The organism is Chitinophaga sp. YR627, from assembly GCF_900114995.1.
Lineage (GTDB): Bacteria > Bacteroidota > Bacteroidia > Chitinophagales > Chitinophagaceae > Chitinophaga.
The window spans coordinates 738,342-757,482 of record NZ_FOUX01000003.1; the positions used below are offsets into that span (position 1 = coordinate 738,342).

17 protein-coding genes are annotated in these 19,141 nt (G+C 45.6%); 11 read left to right on the forward strand and 6 right to left on the reverse strand.

Translation table 11 applies throughout. From position 1 onward, the window contains the following. Positions 1 to 81: 81 nt before the first annotated feature. From gmk to BMZ72_RS18535, 11 genes are all read left to right on the forward strand, one after another. A complete protein-coding gene (gmk, locus tag BMZ72_RS18480) occupies positions 82 to 648 on the forward strand; it encodes a guanylate kinase (RefSeq protein WP_089810944.1) in 567 nt (188 codons plus the stop codon). Positions 649 to 730: 82 nt separating this feature from the next. Continuing rightward, a complete protein-coding gene (locus BMZ72_RS18485; RefSeq protein WP_089810946.1) occupies positions 731 to 1,996 on the forward strand; it encodes a hemolysin family protein in 1,266 nt (421 codons plus the stop codon). A gap of 765 nt (positions 1,997 to 2,761) precedes the next feature. Beyond that, the gene (tatC, locus tag BMZ72_RS18495) at positions 2,762 to 3,613 is read left to right on the forward strand and encodes a twin-arginine translocase subunit TatC (protein WP_089810949.1); all 852 of its coding nucleotides are present in this window, start codon (positions 2,762 to 2,764) and stop codon (positions 3,611 to 3,613) included. A 105-nt stretch (positions 3,614 to 3,718) separates the two neighbouring features. Then, positions 3,719 to 4,180, forward strand: coding sequence for a ribose 5-phosphate isomerase B (rpiB, locus tag BMZ72_RS18500; protein WP_089810951.1), 462 nt, complete (start codon positions 3,719 to 3,721; stop codon positions 4,178 to 4,180). Positions 4,181 to 4,911: 731 nt separating this feature from the next. Then, a complete protein-coding gene (locus tag BMZ72_RS18505) occupies positions 4,912 to 5,412 on the forward strand; it encodes an RNA polymerase sigma factor (protein WP_012788694.1) in 501 nt (166 codons plus the stop codon). A 130-nt stretch (positions 5,413 to 5,542) separates the two neighbouring features. Next, positions 5,543 to 7,894, forward strand: a complete 2,352-nt coding sequence (locus tag BMZ72_RS18510) for an ATP-dependent helicase (RefSeq protein ID WP_089810953.1) — start codon at positions 5,543 to 5,545, stop codon at positions 7,892 to 7,894. 64 nt (positions 7,895 to 7,958) lie between these two features. After that, positions 7,959 to 8,420 carry a regulatory protein RecX gene (locus BMZ72_RS18515; RefSeq protein WP_089810954.1) on the forward strand — a complete coding sequence of 154 codons (462 nt, stop codon included), beginning with the start codon at positions 7,959 to 7,961 and terminating at the stop codon, positions 8,418 to 8,420. Between the two features lie 190 nt (positions 8,421 to 8,610). Continuing rightward, the gene (locus tag BMZ72_RS18520) at positions 8,611 to 9,405 is read left to right on the forward strand and encodes an amidohydrolase (RefSeq protein WP_089810956.1); all 795 of its coding nucleotides are present in this window, start codon (positions 8,611 to 8,613) and stop codon (positions 9,403 to 9,405) included. Then, positions 9,405 to 9,788: an SMU1112c/YaeR family gloxylase I-like metalloprotein gene (locus BMZ72_RS18525; protein ID WP_089810958.1), complete on the forward strand. Its 384-nt coding sequence runs from the start codon at positions 9,405 to 9,407 to the stop codon at positions 9,786 to 9,788. The genes BMZ72_RS18520 and BMZ72_RS18525 overlap by 1 nt, the downstream gene beginning before the upstream one ends. A gap of 69 nt (positions 9,789 to 9,857) precedes the next feature. Continuing rightward, the gene (gene nagA / locus BMZ72_RS18530) at positions 9,858 to 10,964 is read left to right on the forward strand and encodes an N-acetylglucosamine-6-phosphate deacetylase (protein WP_089810960.1); all 1,107 of its coding nucleotides are present in this window, start codon (positions 9,858 to 9,860) and stop codon (positions 10,962 to 10,964) included. A 21-nt stretch (positions 10,965 to 10,985) separates the two neighbouring features. Then, positions 10,986 to 12,659 carry an ArnT family glycosyltransferase gene (locus BMZ72_RS18535; RefSeq protein ID WP_089810962.1) on the forward strand — a complete coding sequence of 558 codons (1,674 nt, stop codon included), beginning with the start codon at positions 10,986 to 10,988 and terminating at the stop codon, positions 12,657 to 12,659. 133 nt (positions 12,660 to 12,792) lie between these two features. Here BMZ72_RS18535 and BMZ72_RS18540 read toward each other — a convergent pair whose 3' ends face one another. The 6 genes from BMZ72_RS18540 to BMZ72_RS18565 form a co-directional block, all read right to left on the reverse strand. Next, positions 12,793 to 14,172 (reverse strand): di-heme oxidoreductase family protein, encoded by a 1,380-nt coding sequence (locus tag BMZ72_RS18540; protein WP_089810964.1) that lies wholly within the window; start codon positions 14,170 to 14,172, stop codon positions 12,793 to 12,795. A gap of 23 nt (positions 14,173 to 14,195) precedes the next feature. Then, a complete protein-coding gene (locus tag BMZ72_RS18545; protein WP_089810966.1) occupies positions 14,196 to 15,278 on the reverse strand; it encodes an imelysin family protein in 1,083 nt (360 codons plus the stop codon). A gap of 11 nt (positions 15,279 to 15,289) precedes the next feature. Further along, the gene (locus BMZ72_RS18550; protein ID WP_143087725.1) at positions 15,290 to 15,724 is read right to left on the reverse strand and encodes a QcrA and Rieske domain-containing protein; all 435 of its coding nucleotides are present in this window, start codon (positions 15,722 to 15,724) and stop codon (positions 15,290 to 15,292) included. A 30-nt stretch (positions 15,725 to 15,754) separates the two neighbouring features. After that, positions 15,755 to 17,023, reverse strand: a complete 1,269-nt coding sequence (locus tag BMZ72_RS18555; protein WP_089810968.1) for a hypothetical protein — start codon at positions 17,021 to 17,023, stop codon at positions 15,755 to 15,757. A 261-nt stretch (positions 17,024 to 17,284) separates the two neighbouring features. Further along, positions 17,285 to 18,319, reverse strand: a complete 1,035-nt coding sequence (gene thiL / locus BMZ72_RS18560) for a thiamine-phosphate kinase (protein ID WP_089810970.1) — start codon at positions 18,317 to 18,319, stop codon at positions 17,285 to 17,287. A 12-nt stretch (positions 18,320 to 18,331) separates the two neighbouring features. Beyond that, complete coding sequence (locus BMZ72_RS18565) at positions 18,332 to 19,105, reverse strand: inositol monophosphatase family protein (protein ID WP_177222835.1); 774 nt, start codon at positions 19,103 to 19,105, stop codon at positions 18,332 to 18,334. Between the last annotated feature and the right edge of the window lie 36 nt (positions 19,106 to 19,141).

The following is a 19,141-nucleotide window of genomic DNA, read 5'->3' on the forward strand; positions in this document are numbered from 1 at the left end:
CATATTCTAATATGGTAAATGCCCGCACCAATTGCTTGCAGCCTGTGATTTATAGCGGAACCAGGATAATCAGATCAGAACATGAGCAATAAGATTATTATTATAACTGCTCCCTCCGGAGCGGGTAAAACCACCATCGTAAAAAAGCTGTTGTCGGAATTGCCACAGCTATCTTTTTCTATTTCAGCCACAACGCGTACTGCCCGGGAGAATGAAGTGCATGGAAGAGATTATTACTTCCTGTCACTCGAAGATTTTCACCAGAAAATTGATGATAACGCGTTTGCAGAATATGAGATGGTGTATGCCGGTAAATATTACGGTACCCTGAAAACAGAATTACAGCGTATATGGGATAAAGAAAAAGTACCTATGGTGGATATAGATGTGAAGGGCGCTCTTTCCATCAAAGAAAAATATCACACTGGTGTACTGACTATTTTTATTGCCCCGCCCACACTGGATACCTTACGGGTACGACTGAGTGAACGTGGCACAGAAACGCAGGCTTCCCTGGAAGAAAGACTGGGAAAGGCCCGCTACGAACTGTCGTTCTCTCATGAATTTGACGAAATAGTAGTGAATGACGACCTGGATACGGCTTATGCAGCAGTTAAAAAGCTGGTAACCGGATTCCTCGGACAGTAAACATAATGTTCCGGTGCAATCTTTGTATAAGGAATGACCGTACCTATTATGTGGAATCTATAATTCCTTACTTTTGAACTCTATGGATACTTATACACTCCTGATCCTGGCTACACTGGTATTGCTGGCAGGTTTCTTTGCCGGACTTGAGACGGCATTCGCCAATGTCAACAAGTTGAGCATTGAGCTGAAGAAGAAACAGGGGCGCGCTACCGGTAAAATACTGGCCAGCTTTAATGACAACCCTTCCCGCTTTCTGGCTACCAGCCTGTTAGGATTGACTATTGTTGTGGTGATATACGGCATCCTGTTTGCCGGGTTCTTCCAGCCGATATGGAACCTTGTATTGCCTCCCCAGCAGAACACGAATTTACAGCCGGTACTGTTGTTCATTGATGTTGTATTGAGCACACTGATACTGCTGACTTTCGGATTCTTTATTCCCCGTGCTATTTTCCGTTCACGGCCGGAGGCCTTACTCAGCTTTTTTGCATTACCCATTTCCGTGCTATCCAAGCCACTGTTTGTAATAGGCAGTCTGCTGGTATCTATTTCAGAATGGATCCTGAAATATCTGTTTAACGTGCGTATTGTGGAGACGGACACTTCCTTCCCAAGAGTGGATGTGGAGCATTTTATCCGTCAGTCACAGCAGCATATGACAGAGAATCAGGAACTGAATACAGAACTGTTTGAAAACGCTTTATCTCTGGCGCATGTGAAGATCCGGGGGTGTCTGATTCCGCGTAAGGAAATAGAAGCGCTGGAAATAGGTAGTCCTATTGGTGCTGCACAAAAGAAGTTTGTTGAAACCAAACTCTCCAAGATCATCATTTACGAAAGTACGATCGACAATATCCTGGGTTATATCCATCAGCTGGATATGTTTAAAAGTCCGGGTGAGATTTCTGTTATCCTGCATCCAATACTGGCGGTGCCTGAAACGATGAGTGCTATTGATCTGCTGAGTAAGTTCAACAAAGAGCACAGGAGTATTGCCTGGGTGGTGGATGAATTTGGCGGAACGGCGGGTATAGTGACCATTGAGGATGTACTGGAAGAGATCTTCGGAGAGATCAAGGATGAACATGACGTCGAAGAGTTTGTGGAAAAACAGATCGCTGAGAAGGAATATATTTTTTCTGGCCGACTGGAACTGGATTATCTGAATGAAAAATATGGTTTTGACTTTCCTGAGGACGAGAGTGAGACATTATCCGGTTATATTATTAATCACCACGAGAAGATCCCGCGATTGAAAGAGCGCATCATTATTGACGATTATGAGTTCGATGTGTTGAATGTTACTGAAACGAGGATCGAAATGGTGAAAATGAAGGTGCTCTGATTATATTTCAAGATAAATTAAGATTTTTTATCTATGAAATATGGGAGATTAGTTGCTTATTTCTCAACAATTTAGGAGAGCTTACTAATTTTTTATAAAAGAAAAGAAATCAAGAATTGATATTGTGATATTTTTTTTAATATATTTGCAGAGTGAATGAGACACTTCGCGGATGAATTAGCATCGCCCCTGCTAAAACGATTTAAAAAAAGTAGTAGGGATTTAACACGAATTTTATACATTTGCTACAGATGATGTAACACAATGATTTGATTTTTGTTAAAAGGATGTAAAAAAAATTGTTACAACATTGATAATAACATATTTCTTTCTATTTTTGTGATAGAAATTTAAAAGTAACCAGAAACACGATCATCTTGAAAGCTTGCCATCAATCGGATGCAAAGTGAATCTGGAAACAAAGACATTCTCGAATTCAACTTTTTTGGGGTTAACAAACAATGGATGAAAGGCCGGCTCTTGATTCTTCTCGGGCTGGCTCTTTTTTTGTACCTACCTCAAAGTTCATTATATATCTTTCTCTTTATCACCTGCCGGTTTTGCGGCGTTTTTTCATCAACAATTATTAAGACGGGCGTACGGCAGGCAGGTAACGATAGTTACTGGTCTCCGGCAGCTTGCGTTTATACCTTTAAATTCGCTTAAAACTTTCTACTAATAGGGTAAGTTGCTCTGTTTTGTTGGAAGCAACAGCTATATTTGTGCTCCTTAGCATAAAAAACAATCACAGTCCGACTAACTGATATGTTCAAGAAAATTTTTTCGAATAACGAGGAAAAGGCAGAGATGTCTTTCTTTGACCACCTGGAAGACCTGCGCTGGCATATAGTGCGTTCGATCATTGCGCTGATAGTGGTGAGCATCTTCGGCTTTGTCTATACAAAGGAGATATTGGATGATGTCATCTTCGGACCCACCAATCCTACCTTCCCTTCTTATGTTGCTTTATGTAAGCTGGGACACCTGGTTGGCCTGGGGGATAAACTTTGTATCACTCCTGTGCCTATTGTGTTTCAGAACCATATTCTGGTTGGACAGGTGATGTTGCAGTTCAAACTGGCATTTATATTTGGCCTGGTTGTGGCCTTCCCTTATATCTTCTGGGAGTTCTGGAGCTTTATCAAACCTGCACTGAAAGAGCGTGAGCTGAAAGGTGCACGTGGGGTGATCTTCTGGGTATCTTTCCAGTTTTTCATGGGTATCGCCTTCAGTTATTTCCTGATGGCGCCGTTCACGATCAACTTCCTGGCAGGTTATACTGTTACGGACAGGGCTGTTAACCAGTTCTTCATAGACGACTATTTCGGATTGATGTCACAGATCGTACTGGGTATGGGTATTCTGTTTGAATTGCCTGTGCTGGTATTCTTCCTGACGAAGATCGGATTCATCACACCGACGTTCCTTCGTACTTACCGCAGGCACGCGATCGTTGTGATACTGGTACTGGCAGCGGTGATCACTCCTCCGGATGTGATAGACCAGCTGATCGTATTTACACCATTGTATCTTTTATACGAAATTAGCATATACATTTCGGGCAGAGCGTTGAAAGGAATGGAGCAGGCAGAGAGAGAAGCAGAAGAATGGTCTTGATCTGACGCTGAAAAAAATTAAAACCGACGCGGAATGTCCTTTGTTATAAAACAGGATATTCCGCGTTGTGCTTTCTGTAATGTTCACTATTTAAATTTTTGTTTTATGGCATCACAACCACTATTTAATCTCACACTGCCGGTAGCTATTGGCGCTGATCATGCGGGATTTGAATATAAAGAAGAGATCATCTCTTATCTGGAGGGAAAGGGGCTGAAAGTAAAGGACGTAGGTGCGCATTCAAATGACTCGGCTGATTATCCTGATTTTGCACATCCGGTTGCCACGCTGGTCGAGCGGGAGCAGGCCGCGTTCGGTATACTGGTTTGTGGTAGTGGTAATGGCGTCGCTATTACGGCTAACAAACATCAGGGTATACGTGCGGCTATTTGCTGGGGACAAGAGTTGTCCCGCCTGGCGCGCTCTCACAATAACGCGAATGTATTGTGCATCCCTGCACGATTTGTAGACGATGCTGCTGCCAAACAGATAGTAGATATATTCATTGACACACCGTTTGAAGGTGGCCGTCATGAAAACAGGGTCAGAAAGATCGCCTGTTTATAGGTTTTTATAACGCTTATTTGTCATAATGCTAAACGCTGATTTTCCCGGTTTAAGCCGGTGATAATCAGCGTTTATTATTTATATGTTATACCACCTTGTTTTTTTGGTAAATACAATTGCTTTCGTTAAATTGTGTTAAGAGTCAGTCAGTTGAATGTTAGTTCGTATTGTATTTAGCCTATTCAGATGTGTGTGTGTTTAAGTATTTGATGTACCCAAAGAAAGTAGAAAACTAAGAGAACACTAATTGCACGTTTAACCGTCAGATACTGAAACAACCGGGATAGAAAACAATCGTCGAGAAAGTTAAGAAAACAAACAGTTAAAGGACCATAAGAAAAAGTTACGAACAGTACCCCAGTACGCTTAACAAAAAGTACAATCATGGAAGCACCTCATACAATAAGGTGGAATCGTCAGGGCTTTTTAGGAAAGTCGGGAGCGGGTTATGTCCGGCAACGATTGTGAGAAGTATATTGTCGTCGTAATATCCGGAAAGAGAATGTGTATGTGTACTTCAGTTTGAGAAAGCAGCCTTTAAGATCTGCATCCCCAGTATCATTCGAATGTTCATTCTACGTACAAGACTAACTGACTAACTACCATAACCATTTTAAGTAACTAATACCCTTACATATGATAATCAACATTTACATAAACGACTGTTTCCCTTAAAGCAGGTTTATTCAGCTGAATCAACAATTATTTCAGATGCTTAAACGATCACCATTATGTCATCCTCAGATTTCAATACGTTGTTACTGGGAAATGCGGATTTTCTCAGACCGTATGCAGTTACCTTAACGAAAGATTCAGAATCAGCGAAAGACCTTTACCAGGAAACGCTTTTCCGCGCACTGGCCAACCGTGACAAGTACCTTGCAGGTACAAATATCAGAGCATGGTTGTATACCATTATGCGTAATATCTTCATCAACAACTATCGTCGTGGCAACAGGCAGTTCCGCCTGCTCGACAATTCCGCAGGAGAATTCTTATTACACCAACAGCAACCCAGCATCGGCAATGCGGCAGAAACCAACCTGCGTATAAAAGATGTTCATATGGCAGTGTATAATCTGCCTGTGATATTTAAACAACCTTTCATGCTTTATTTTGAAGGGTATAAATATTACGAAATAGCCGCCATGCTGAATGAGCCTTTGGGCACAGTGAAAAGCAGGATCCACTTCGCGCGTAAAATGCTGAAGTCCCGTATAGCAAGATATTAATACCCCTTTTGAAAAGGGGGAGAGGGATTTCCTTTTCTCCCTTTCTTCATTCTTTCGTACTTTTATGCCTTCCCTTTCAAATATTCAAAACATCATTTCCTGATGCAGATCAGGGATTTTTATAAAGAGAATGAAGGCAAATTATTTAGATGAACTGAACGAGCAGCAACGTCTCGCAGTAGCGCACATTAATGGTCCGCTAATGATCGTGGCAGGCGCCGGCTCCGGTAAAACGAAAGTGTTGACCACCCGTATCGCACACCTGATGCGCAACGGGGTAGACGCGTTTAATATCCTTTCGCTGACATTTACTAATAAGGCAGCCCGTGAAATGAAGGAACGTGTGGAAAAGATCCTCGGTGGTACAGAAGCACGTAACCTTTACATCGGTACCTTCCACTCCGTGTTTGCCAGATTGCTCAGAGCAGAAGCACACCGGCTCGGTTACCCCAACGATTTTACCATCTACGATTCTGACGACGCGAAAAGTGTGCTTAAAACCATCATAAACGAGCAGAATCTGGACGATAAGCACTACAAGCCTAATTTGGTATATAACCGCATTTCCGCGGCTAAAAACAGCCTTATGGGGCCTGAAGAGTATCAGCATGACTATGCGGTACAGCAGGAGGATATGCGCGCCAACAGGCCGATGACCGGCAAGCTGTACGATATGTACGCAAAACGCTGTTTTAAGAACGGCGCTATGGACTTTGATGACCTGCTCTTCAAAATGTACCAGTTGCTGAAAAGCTTCCCCGAAGTACTGCACAAATACCAGCACAAGTTCAAATATATCATGATCGATGAGTACCAGGATACCAACCCGGCTCAGTATGAGATCATCAAACTGCTGGGCGCTGCACACGAAAACATCTGTGTGGTAGGTGACGATGCCCAGAGTATCTATTCCTTCCGTGGTGCAACCATCCAGAACATCCTCCAGTTTGAAAAAGACTATGATGATGCGAAAGTGGTAAAGCTGGAGCAGAACTACCGTTCCACCAAGTCCATCCTGAACGTTGCCAACGAAGTCATTTCCAATAACAAGGGACAGATCGAAAAGAACCTCTGGACAGATAACGCAGACGGTGAAAAGATCAAGCTGGTACGTACCATGACGGATAATGAGGAAGGTAAGTTCGTGGCAGATACCATTGCAGAGCAGAAACTCCGCAATCACTACGCCAACAGGGACTTCGCTATTCTCTACCGCACGAACGCACAGAGCCGTGCATTTGAAGAAAACCTGCGTCGTAAGGCCATTCCATACCGCATCTTCGGTGGTCTGTCCTTCTATCAGCGTAAAGAGATCAAAGACTTTATCGCCTACCTGCGTATTGTGACCAATCCACAGGAGGAGGAAAGTCTGAAACGTATCATTAACTACCCTATACGCGGTATTGGTAAAACAACGGTGGACAAATGCACCGTAATTGCCAATGACCAGAATATCACTTTCTGGAATGTACTGGAAAGAGCGCGTGAGTTTGGATTCAAGGCGGGTACCCTGGAAGCGATCGAAGGTTTTGTGATCATGATCCGGAGTTTCCAGGCAATGCTGGGTAAACATAATGCTTATGACATTGCTTTACAGGTGGGTAAGTCTACCAATATTGTAAAGGAACTGTTCAACGATAAAACAACCGAGGGCCTGGCCCGCTACGAGAATATCCAGGAGTTGCTGAACTCCATTAAGGAATTCACCGAAACTCCTACAGAAGACGGTGAACTGCTGGAAGCAGAGAAATCACTGGGTAGCTATCTGCAGCAGATCACATTGCTGACGGATGCCGATAAAGGCAATGATGAAGACAGTGATGTGGTGAAACTGATGACCATCCACGCGGCAAAAGGACTGGAATTCCCGGTAGTATTCTCCGTAGGGCTGGAGGAAAATCTCTTCCCAAGTGGTCTTTCCATCAATTCCAGAGAAGAACTGGAGGAGGAGCGCCGTCTGTTCTATGTGGTGATCACCCGTGCGAAATCACGTCTGTTCCTGACCTACGCAAACAGTCGTTATCGCTTCGGACAGCTGGTGAATAATGAATCCAGCCGTTTCCTGGAAGAGATGCCGGAAAAATACATTGACCGCAGCTATGCAGGCGGCAGTGGCGTAAACCGTAGTCCGATCAACAATGGTGGCGGCCTATGGGGCAACAGCGGCGGGGGTAATATGTTTGACCGTATGCAGAAGAAAACGCCGTCATCTCCCCAGCAACCTGCTGGTCCGCGTCCGGCGCCAAGACCGATGCAGACGGCGATGCCAAGCACCCACGTGCCGTCTCCTAACTTCACACCGGACGATCCCGCCACAATGGAAGCCGGTATGGAAGTGGAACACCAGAAGTTCGGTTTCGGTACCATTACCACAATGGACGGCCCGATGAACAACCGGGTGGCAACTGTGAACTTCCCCAAGGCAGGCGGCGAAAAGAAGATCATGCTGAACTACGCCCGCCTGATGATCGTAAAAAAATAACTGCACTATAACTGACTGCAAGAGAAGGGGATAACCCGTCTCTTGCAGTTTTTCTTTATACAGAATGATAGCTTCCGCGATACTGAAACTGCGTCACTACTGTGCTTACCAGGAGCGCTGCCACAGCGAGGTGAAAAGCAAATGTTTTGAGCTGGGATTAAGAGGCGAGGAGGTCGATGAGGCAATTGCCGCCCTGATCTCCGACAACTTCCTGAACGAGGAACGCTTTGCCAAGGCGTTTGCAGGCGGTAAATTCCGTCTGAAGCAATGGGGCCGTAAGAAGATACAGATGGAGCTGAAGCAGCGGCAGGTATCGGCTTATTGCATCAAAAAAGGGATGGAAGAGATCGACGCAGAGGATTATGATAAGACCCTGTATACCCTGGCAGAGAAGAAATACGCTTCCCTGAAAGGGGAGCAGTACCTCAAGAGGAAGTATAAAACGATGCAATATCTCCTGCAAAAAGGTTATGAACCAGCGTTTATACAGGACGCCATTGAACAAATCGCAAAAGGAGGGGATTAGTTCGCTGATAATTTTCATACTTTTTAAACGAAGTCATCGTAATTTGCAAATCATAATTTGCAAATTTTAATTAGGAATTAAAGCATTAAGAATTAAGAATTGTGCAGGAATTGCCGTGTATTCTTCTGAAAATTAATCCAGGTGAAAGATTCCTAATTTTTACTTCTTAATTGTTAATTCTTAATTGGCTATGTCAGATCTGAAAGTAACGCTCATACAGACTAACCTGAACTGGGAAAATATTGACGAGAATCTTCGCATGTTCGACGAAAAGATCGATTCGATCAAGGAAAGAACCGAAGTAGTGGTGCTGCCGGAAATGTTCAGCACAGGCTTTAGTATGGCGCCTGAAAGACTGGCACAAAAAATGGACGGTTCTGCGGTACAGTGGATGAAGCAAAAGGCTGCCGAAAAGAACATTATTCTGACCGGAAGTCTGATCATTGAAGAGGATGGCCAGTACTGGAACCGCCTGATCTGGATGCAGCCTAACGGTGTTTTCGGCACTTATGATAAACGTCACCTGTTTGGTTTCGGAGGTGAGCATGAGCATTACCAGGCGGGCGATAAACGCCTGATCGCCTCTGTAAAAGGATGGAAAGTGTGTCTGACAGTATGTTATGATCTGCGTTTCCCGGTATGGTCCAGGAATGCGATTTCCCCTGAAACAGGCGAACCTGCATATGATGTGCTGATCAATGTGGCTAACTGGCCAGAGCGCAGAAGTACTCCATGGAAAACACTGATTCATGCACGTGCCATTGAAAATCAATGTTATGCGATCGGTGTGAACAGGGTAGGTAACGATGGTAATGACATCTATCACAGCGGTGATTCCAGCCTGATCGACCCACTGGGTGAGATCATCTACAGGAAATCACATGAAGAGGACGTCTTTACCACTACGCTTGAACGCTCCCGCCTGGATGAGGTGAGAAGTAAATTTCCTTTCCTGAAGGATGCAGATAAATTCCAGGTTTTTTAATGTTAAAAGGTCTACACCATATAGCAATCATTTGCTCTGATTATGAAAAGAGCAAGCGTTTTTATACAGAAGTACTCGGTCTCAGGATCATCCGCGAAGTATACCGGCTGGAACGCCGGTCATACAAGCTGGACCTGGCATTAAACGAGTATTATGTGATTGAATTGTTTTCGTTTCCCGATCCGCCGCAAAGGGTCAGCGGACCAGAAGCAGCAGGATTAAGACACCTGGCCTTCGCTGTAGACGACCTGGATAAGGCGGTAGCACATCTTAAAACGTACAATGTAACTCCCGAGCCTGTACGTATCGATCCCTACACTGGCAGACGGTTTACCTTTTTTACCGACCCTGACGGATTACCTCTGGAATTATATGAAGCGTAACCGACAGTCATAAGCATGCCAGCTGGTATTGACTATGGCTGTTATCTATAGATAATTAAAACATAGTCAATGCTTAGGGCTTACATTAACACCCGGATCTTCACAGGAGACTTATGGCTTGACGGCTATGCCGTACTCACAGAAAATGGCCGCATTCAGCATGTACTGCCACAGGCGCAGGTACCTGAAAACGCCGAATTGACCGACCTGAAAGGCGATATTCTGGCCCCCGCATTTATTGATCTTCAGATCTATGGAGGTAATGGGAAGCTGTTTCCCTTAACGCCTGATACGGCCACTTTAAAGGCCACATACGAGTATTGTCAGTCAGGTGGGGCCGCTTATTTCATGCCTACTATTCCCACCCACTCTTCCGAAGTGATCAGCAAATCCATAGAAGCTGTCCGCCAATACTGGCAGGAAGGTGGCCAGGGTGTACTGGGTTTACACCTGGAAGGCCCGTTCATCAATGCTGAAAAGAAAGGTGCACACCTTCCGCAATATATCAAACGTCCCTCCGCAGCCGATATTGATCAGTTACTGCAACAGGGGGAAGGCATTATTAAAATGATGACACTGGCCCCTGAATGTGTAGACGCTGAGCTGATAAAGCGATTACAGGACGCCGGGATACTGGTCTCTGCCGGCCACAGTAATGCAGACTATAACACCGCTTACCAGTCATTTGAAAACGGTATTACCACCACCACGCATCTCTTCAATGCGATGTCTCCTTTCCAGCACCGGGCTCCTGGTCTGGTGGGGGCTATCTATGACCATCCCACCGTACACGCCAGTATTGTTCCCGATGGTATCCACGTGGATTTTGCCGCGCTACGTGTCAGCAAGAAGATCATGGGAGAAAGACTCTTCCTGATCACAGATGCTGTCGTAGCTACGAATGAAGGGGATTATATCTATGTGGAAGAAACAGACCGTTATAATAACGCCCAGGGTGTACTGGCCGGCTCAAAGCTGACCATGCACAAAGGTGTGCAGAACTGTATTAAAACCGCCTGTATACTACCGGAAGAGGCTTTACGTATGGCATCCCTGTACCCGGCTACTGTGGCAGGACGTGCAGATGAACTGGGTAAAATAGCCCCTGGATATACATCCGCCATGGTTGTGCTGGATACGAACTGGGGCTTCAAACAGTTAATTGGGTTATCTTAGCGGTTTCAACCTGTAATACGCATGGCCATCGCAGCATACTTTAAGAAGAACCAGTACAAGAACCTTTTCCTCCTGATATGGCTGTTACTGGCCCTGTTCCAGGCCGGATTTACAGAACTGATGGATGACGAGGCCTACTATTGGGTATACTCCCGTCACCTGGACTGGGGTTACTTCGATCATCCGCCGATGGTGGCGTTGCTGATCAAAATGGGATATGGCCTGTTCCATAATGAATTTGGCGTGCGCTTAGGGATGGTTATTCTTAACCTGTTAACGCTGATCATAACGGATAAACTGATACCCCGCAGGGATAACAAACTGTTTTACCTGTTGCTTTGTCTCATGGGAGCCATGCAGCTGGGTGGTATACTGGCCGTTCCTGATATTCCGCTGATCTTTTTTACGTCTCTCTTCTTCCTGGTATACCGCAATTTCCTGGAGCAGCAAAGCTGGAAGAATACGTTATTGCTGGCCCTGAGTATGGCGTTGATGTTTTACAGTAAATACCATGGCATTCTGATTGTCGGCTTTACGCTGATCTCTAATCTGAACCTGCTGCGTGTATTTAAATTCTATGTAGCCTGCATCGTTACGACCATCCTTTTCATGCCGCATCTTTACTGGCAGTATGCACACAATTTCCCGTCATTGCAATACCATCTGGTAGAACGTAATGCCAGCAGTTATAGTGTTGACTATACTATAGAGTACATACTCGGACAGCTTATGTTATTTGGTCCTGTAGCGGGTTGGCTGGTGCTGTATTACGCGTTTGTGTGTCCGATACAGAGCGCTTTTGAAAGAGCGCTTAAGTTCAGCGTGATCGGTGTACTGGCATTTTTCCTGCTTAGTACTTTTAAAGGAAGGGTGGAAACCAACTGGACAGTGATGCTGTTTACACCGACGATGATACTGGCACATCAGACCGTACGCAGGAAACGTTCCCTGAAATGGTCTCTGCGTATCATGCCTTATCTCGCTATCGTTACGCTTTTCCTTGTGATGGTCACCAGGGTGTATATGGTATGGGACTTCCTGCCGGAAGTAACGATCCGTCCGGAGATCCATCATAACAAGCCCTGGGCGGAAGAAATGAAAAAACATGCTGCCGGCAGACCGGTCGTATTCATCAACAGTTATCAGTGGCCATCCAAGTATATGTTCTATAGTGGCGAACTGGCGTATGTCATCAATAACCGTTATAACCGCCGTAATCAGTACAACTACTGGGATACGGAGAAACAGTTGTGGGGCAAGCCGGCTATGATCACCTTTACGCCTGATAATAAATTGCCGTTTTCAGAGAGCTTTAATACCGTAAAAGGTCCCTGGAATGCCTATAGCGCTGATCCGTATTATTCCTATTCCCTGATCACACTGGAACCTGCTATGAAAAAGGTGAAAGTCAAAAGGGGAGAGCGGATGCCTTTTATCCTGCATCTGAAGAACGGTTATAATCAGCCGGTACCGGTTGATAAAGCGAATGAGGCTGTAGTAGGGTATGCGTTCCTGGAAGCACAGGCGGGTGTGAAATCAGATCTCGCTGTCAGCAGGGCAATAGAAAGGCGGTTGATACGTATGGAGGTGATTATGCCAGATGCACCAGGTACATACCATCTGAAGTTTTGCGTGTTTTCAGGCATATTGCCGCCGACGCATAATAGTCAGACGGTGATCGTGGAAGTCAATTAGGAATTAAGAATTGAATGCAGCGGAGATTGATGACGAGGTTTTAAGGGGATGTGTTGATAAATTAATTGTTTTTATATACAAAGTAAAAGGCGTCCTACCTTATGGTGGGACGCCTTTTACTTTGTGGGATGTTTTATAGTGATTTTAAGAAGCGAACGAGATATCCCCGTTCTTCTTTTGTCAGTGATGTAAACTGTTGCTTACTTCTTTCCGCTTCACCGCCATGCCAGAGTACGGCTTCCTCCAGTGTACGCGCACGTCCGTCGTGAAGATAGAACGGCGTACCGTTGGTTTTTTCGAACAGTCCTACACCCCAGAGTGCAGGTGTTTTCCATTCATTTCCGGTAGCCTTATAGTCTGGTCGTCCGTCAGCAAGTGCCTCGCCCATATCATGCAGCAGGAGGTCTGTATAAGGGTGTATGCGCTGATGACTGAGCATCGGATAACGTACATCAACGCCTGTTTGTATAGTCGGTTTATGACAGCCGACACAGTTCAGTTGTGTAAACAGTTTTTCTCCTGCCATTACCTGCGGATCGGTGGTACTTCTTCTGGCGGGTACCGCCAATGTCAGCAGGTAGAAGTTAACCGCATTCAGGAGCGTATCCGGTAATTCAGGATCGTCTTTGAGATTGTCCAGCTGGGATTGACCAAAAGCACTTTCCTGTGGGAATACGCTGCTGGTCACACCCATATCCTGTTGATAGGCCGCCGCTGCCTGTGTAAGTATAGTGGCAGTATTCGCTTTCATCCCAAATCTACCCAGCATCATCGTTTTATTGACAGCATCGAATACATAGTTGGCCCTGCCGCTGATACCATCGTCATCGGCGTCATTCTCATCTGCAAAAGAAAGAATGGTCGATTCAGGAATACCCTGTAGTAATCCTAAACCAAAGAAAGGCGGCGCCATGCGTACGGATGTCATCAGGTTAGATGGCAGCGGCAGATATGGATTGATAATCCGGTAAGTTGGTTTGCGCAGCGATACTACATTTCCATCAGGATAAGTGAATACCTGTTCTGTGTAGGTAATGTTTACGGAGGCTTCTGCTACTTTACCAAAGGTAGCCAGATCCTGTAACTGTAAGCCGTAGCCAGGTACTGCCACCGGACCGCCATGTTCGTCAGTACCCGGAATACTCAGGCGCATCAGCATGGAAGAGGTCACTGTACCTGTAGTCGGACTTCCTTTACCATCGTTGTGATGACAGCTGGTGCAACTAACGTTGTTGAAGATAGGACCGAGGCCGCTGTTGATAATAGCGGGCGCGGTTACAAAGGTCTGGTCAACACTTTTATCACCCAGTCCATGAATGTGCTGATCATATTCGCTCAATCCATCTACCATATTACCGAAAGCTTTACTGGTTTCGTCAAATACGGTAGCGGCGCCTCCGCTAAGGCGGGGATCATATGCATCGTCACTAAAAGCAGACGGCTTGGTGCACATCATCAGTAATGACGGGCACGCAAGCAGTGCTGCAATAATATAAGTCTTCCTTATCAGCATTTGTGCTTAGTTATTGATGTAAGCTAGTCCTTGATATTAGCGAGAATGAAGGAAGCGAGGTCTTCTTCCAGCGTTGTTTTCAGTGTGCCGATGGTGGTCATGACCTGCTGGCATTGTACACGCTGTGAGATGATCGCTTTTTCATATGGCAGTGTAACCGCATCAAAAGAACTGATAGATGCCTGGAACTGTTGCTGCAATTTAGTGTCGAGTGACAGGTTCTTTGCTGCTACCAGGTGATGCAGGGACTTACCGCTTTTACCCAGGAAAGTACCCATGTATACATCATATGCACCTTTGATATTGTTTTTGAAGTCGATGGTGGAATTGCCGCTGAATGGAGATTCCACGATGTTAGGATCCTGTGCATCGAAAGGCTCTTTCATTTTACCTTCAGCTACTTCACCACAGATATCCGCAAGACCGGTAACCATTGCTGTGAATGCGCTTTGTTTGGTAGTATACGGCTGATTGCCTTTACCGGCAGCGAGTACTTTTGCACCATAGTTACCACCTGATGTGATCCAGCTGTCGCGCAGTTTGGTACAGGTGTTTTTCAGGTCGGTGGTCAGACTGGTGATATACTTCTTTTCACGGGTTGTAATGGAGGCAGCAGTTCTTGCGCCATTGGTGCCCCATAGTATATATTCGATCGGATGGTAACCTCTCAGTGACAGTGTGCTCAGTGATTCAATGTCAGCGATCTCCAGGTTATTGGCGCTTTTCAGCAGGGAGTCCATCTGTACGTAGTCAACCGGCCAGGTATCTATGTTTGGATCGTAGTTATCGTCTTCCACAGGGCCGATGAGGTAACCTTCACATTGTTCCCAGGTACTGCGCATATCTTTCCAGGCGGTTTTAGCAGCTGTAAGATTGGCTTCTGTTGCACTTGCATTCAGGGCTGTGACAATGTTGTTGAAATTGGCTGCTTTTGAGAGCAGGTCTTCATATCCAGGTATGGCGGTTTTGTTTACAAAATCCAGCAATACGGAGTCTTCAAGGCTTTGAAAGGATTGCTGGGAGTTATTGTTGTCGTCATCATTTTTGCTACAGGATGTAGCTACAGCGATGCAACCGGCAGCGAGGAGGAATACAAGTTTTTTCATGTTGTTTTAGCTTATATATGGATAATTAAGTTGGAGGATATTATTTCTGTAGATAGCTGTGGCAGCGGTGTTTCAGCAGGACCTTTCTTTACGTTGCCCTGTTTGTCATACTGACTGCCATGCAGACTGCAATAGTAACCGTTGCCGGTTGGTACAAGCTGGTTGTTGTGATGTGTACAGCGTAGTAAGAGTGCCTTGTAAGTATTGTCTGCATTCTTCTGTACAGCGATCTCATACTCGTAGTTCCTGGGGCTGATGATCTGTGCAGGCGCCGTATCAAACAATGACAACGGCACTTCGATCCTGTTATCAGCAACAGTTGTTTTGAATCCTTTTGCTGTGGTACCGCATGATTCCAGGAAGTCAGCCATAGTGAGAGATACTGTGCCGAGCAGACAGATCTTACAGGTATCCTTCAGGAAGTTTCTTCTACTGTTAGTTTCCATGATGGTATGTTTATATGGAGGAGCAATAAATCAGAATGAATAGCCGATACCTACATTGAGCAGGCTGTTATTGGTGCGATAGGGTACACGTGCCGGACTGGGATTGATCACGAGATCAGGATTTTCATCGCCGGTGTGCATCACCCTTACATCTGCTTTCACGGTTACATTTGGAATGGGCAGATAGCTGAAACCTGCGATGATATGTTGTTGTTTTAATTTACCGTCATAGATACCATTGGAAGGAATTTTACTATTCAGGTCTAACATTTCATATCGCGCGAAAACGTTGAACTGCTCGCCTGTTAATTTAGGGACCGTTTCGAAGATGTTATATGCCAGTTCTGCGTAAGCGCCATACATCAGCTTACTGATGTTGTTGGCATATGCCCTGTTTACGTCGCTGGCATCCGGCATGGAGATGATGCTGCCAATTGCTTTTGCGGAGATCCCATTTCTGCTGTACATGATATTGGCTTCTCCCAGGTAAAGCGGTATACTGAAAGCACCGTGACTTAACTGCAAACTATCTGATTTACGTGCATTCAGTCCGTTGGTACCGCCTGCGTAGGCAGATACCTGGAAACGGAAGTCCCGCCAGTAATACTGTAAGGAGGCGGTGACCGCCACATTATTCGCGGAAGCGCCCATCCCTTCTGCCTTACCATCTATCAGACCCGTACCGTGTACAAAGGCTGCATCATTCAATCCGTTCAGGAGTGCAATGGAATAGTTTAGAGGTAGCCTTCTCAGACGACCATAGAAACCAACTCCCAGTTCGCGCCAGGTAGCGGGAATGATGAGTTGTTCGACAAGTGGTCTTTCTACGCCATTGAAGTTGACCGGCAGGTGATTTTCATTGAGGATACCGATGCGTGGTACGAACAGACCTGCAACGAGATACTGTCTGGGATTGAGGCTGAATTTGACATATGCCTGTTCCATAGAAAGCTCTCCCTGGAAGCCATTAGCGGGGCCACCGCCTGGTACTACTTTCGCATTCTCCAGTTCCATTTCGCTGAAGAAGGCAATTTTTGGTGTGAACTGATGTCCTACAAAGAGTACGACTCTTTCGAGTGTAGCCGTGGACATCTTTTCATTCATGTCCCGTTGATAGAAGGCGGAACCATAGCCGGATAGTACAGTTTTGTTTTTTGCGGCGCCTGCATGCAGGGAGTCTTCACCGGTGGAAATAACGAGTTGTTGAGCTGGTGTGAGTTGTTGTGCGTGAGCGACGTGAAATGAAAGCAATAAGCTCCCTATAGCTGTCGCTAACAGCCTGCCATGTTGTAGTCCCATGATTTTGTTTTACGAATGCAAATCTCATGGTGAAAGGGCAGGGTCCGTTTACGCGGGACGGAAATAGAATGATCCAAAACGGAAAATTATTGTCTTGTAGTTGCAGAAAGAGGGGAAATATTAAAGGGAGCTTAAAACGGCCTTAAAGCGGGCTTAAAGGAATCTGAAGGAAATCTGAACGACGTGAAATTAGATAAAAAAAAGATCGCATGTCAATGACGTGCGATCTTTTTTGTTGATGGTTTTTAACCGATAAATTATTTACTGCTGGAAAGCATTCCATCCCTGGGAAACAAGTTTGAATTTGTTGCCACCTTTTGTCAGGATGTGTGCACCTTCGCTGATATCGTCCATATAACCGATCACGCTGATCTGTTCTGACAGGACGATCTTATCGTGGTCTTCCTGTTTGATGGTGAACAGCAGTTCGTAATCTTCGCCTCCGCTCAATGCTGCCGCAGTAGGGTCCAGGCTGAATTTCAGCGCCAGTTCTTTTGTTTCGTTGGCAATAGGAATTTTATCCTCATAGAGTTTCACACCGAGGTTGCTTTGTTTGCAGATATGCAGTATTTCAGAGCTGAGTCCATCACTCACATCCATCATGGAGGTAGGGTGGATATCCTGTTCTTCCAGGAAAGTGATGATATCGCGGCGTGCTTCCGGTTTGAGGAGGCGGCCGATCACATAGCTCTGGTTTTCCAGGTCAGGTTGTAACTGCGGACTTTCCAGGTAGATCTTCTTCTCTCTTTCGAGTATTGTCAGACCCAGGAAGGCGGCACCCAGATCGCCGGATACGCAAAGCAGATCGCCTTTTTGTGCAGTGGAGCGTTTTACGAATTTGTCAGGAGCTACTTCACCGATAGCAGTGATGCTGATGATAAAGCCTTTCTGAGAAGAGGAAGTATCTCCACCTATCAGGTCTACGCCGTATTTCTCACAGGCTGCATAAACGCCTTCATAGAATTCGTTCAGGGCATCTACGGAGAAGCGGTTGCTGAATGCAATGCTTACGGTGATCTGTGTAGGTGTTGCGTTCATGGCATAAATGTCGGAGAGGTTTACTATGACAGATTTATAACCCAGGTGTTTGAGCGGGGTATACATCAGGTCAAAGTGAATACCTTCAACGAGCATGTCAGTGGAAATAACTGTCTGACGGCCGAAATGATCAATGACAGCTGCATCGTCGCCTACTCCGAGGATGGTGCTTGCCTGTTGGATTTCGATATTTTTTGTAAGGAGTTCAATCAGTCCGAACTCCCCTAAGGAATTAATCTCTGTTCTTTCGTCACTCATGGTGTATGAAGATTAGTATTTACCGTTAACGATATCTACCAGCGGCTCGTGGATCAGGCCATTGGTGGCTATCAGCGTACGCTGGTATGGAGAGTAGCGGTTGCCTTTGAAGTCAGTTACTTTACCACCAGCTTCTTCTACCATCAGGAAACCGGCAGCGGCATCCCATGGGTTAAGGCTGTGTTCGTAATAACCGTCAAAGCGACCGGTAGCTACCCAGCAAAGATCAATGGCAGCAGAACCGAGACGGCGTACTGGCTGACCTTGCTTTACGAAGTACTCAAACACTTCGATCGGGCTATGAGTATATTCACCCCAGGTATACGGGAAGCCGGTTACCATGCAGGCTTTGTTCATTTCTGCTTTTGATGATACGCGGATGCGTTTGTCATTCAGGTAAGCACCCTGTCCTTTTTCAGCAAAGAAGAACTCGTTCAGGAATGGATTGTAGACAGCACCCAGGATCATTTCACCGTCCTGCTCTACGCCGATAGACACGCAGCAGATGGGAATGCCATGCGCAAAGTTAACCGTACCATCCAGCGGGTCGATGATCCACTTGACATTGGAGTCAGTGACCAGTTCTCCGGATTCTTCGCTCAAAATAAAGTGCTGGGGAAAGTTTTCCCTGATCACACTGAAAATCGCCGTTTCTGCATTCTTATCGGCTTCGGTAACGAGGTCATTCACTGAACTTTTGCTGGTTACCTCAAAAGAGCCGTTAAAGTATTGCTGTAGAACATCTCCGCCGGCTTTTGTTGCTTTGAGTAGGGTAGCTTTTAACATGGGGCAAAGGTACGCGGGAATTTTTTTTCTAACCAT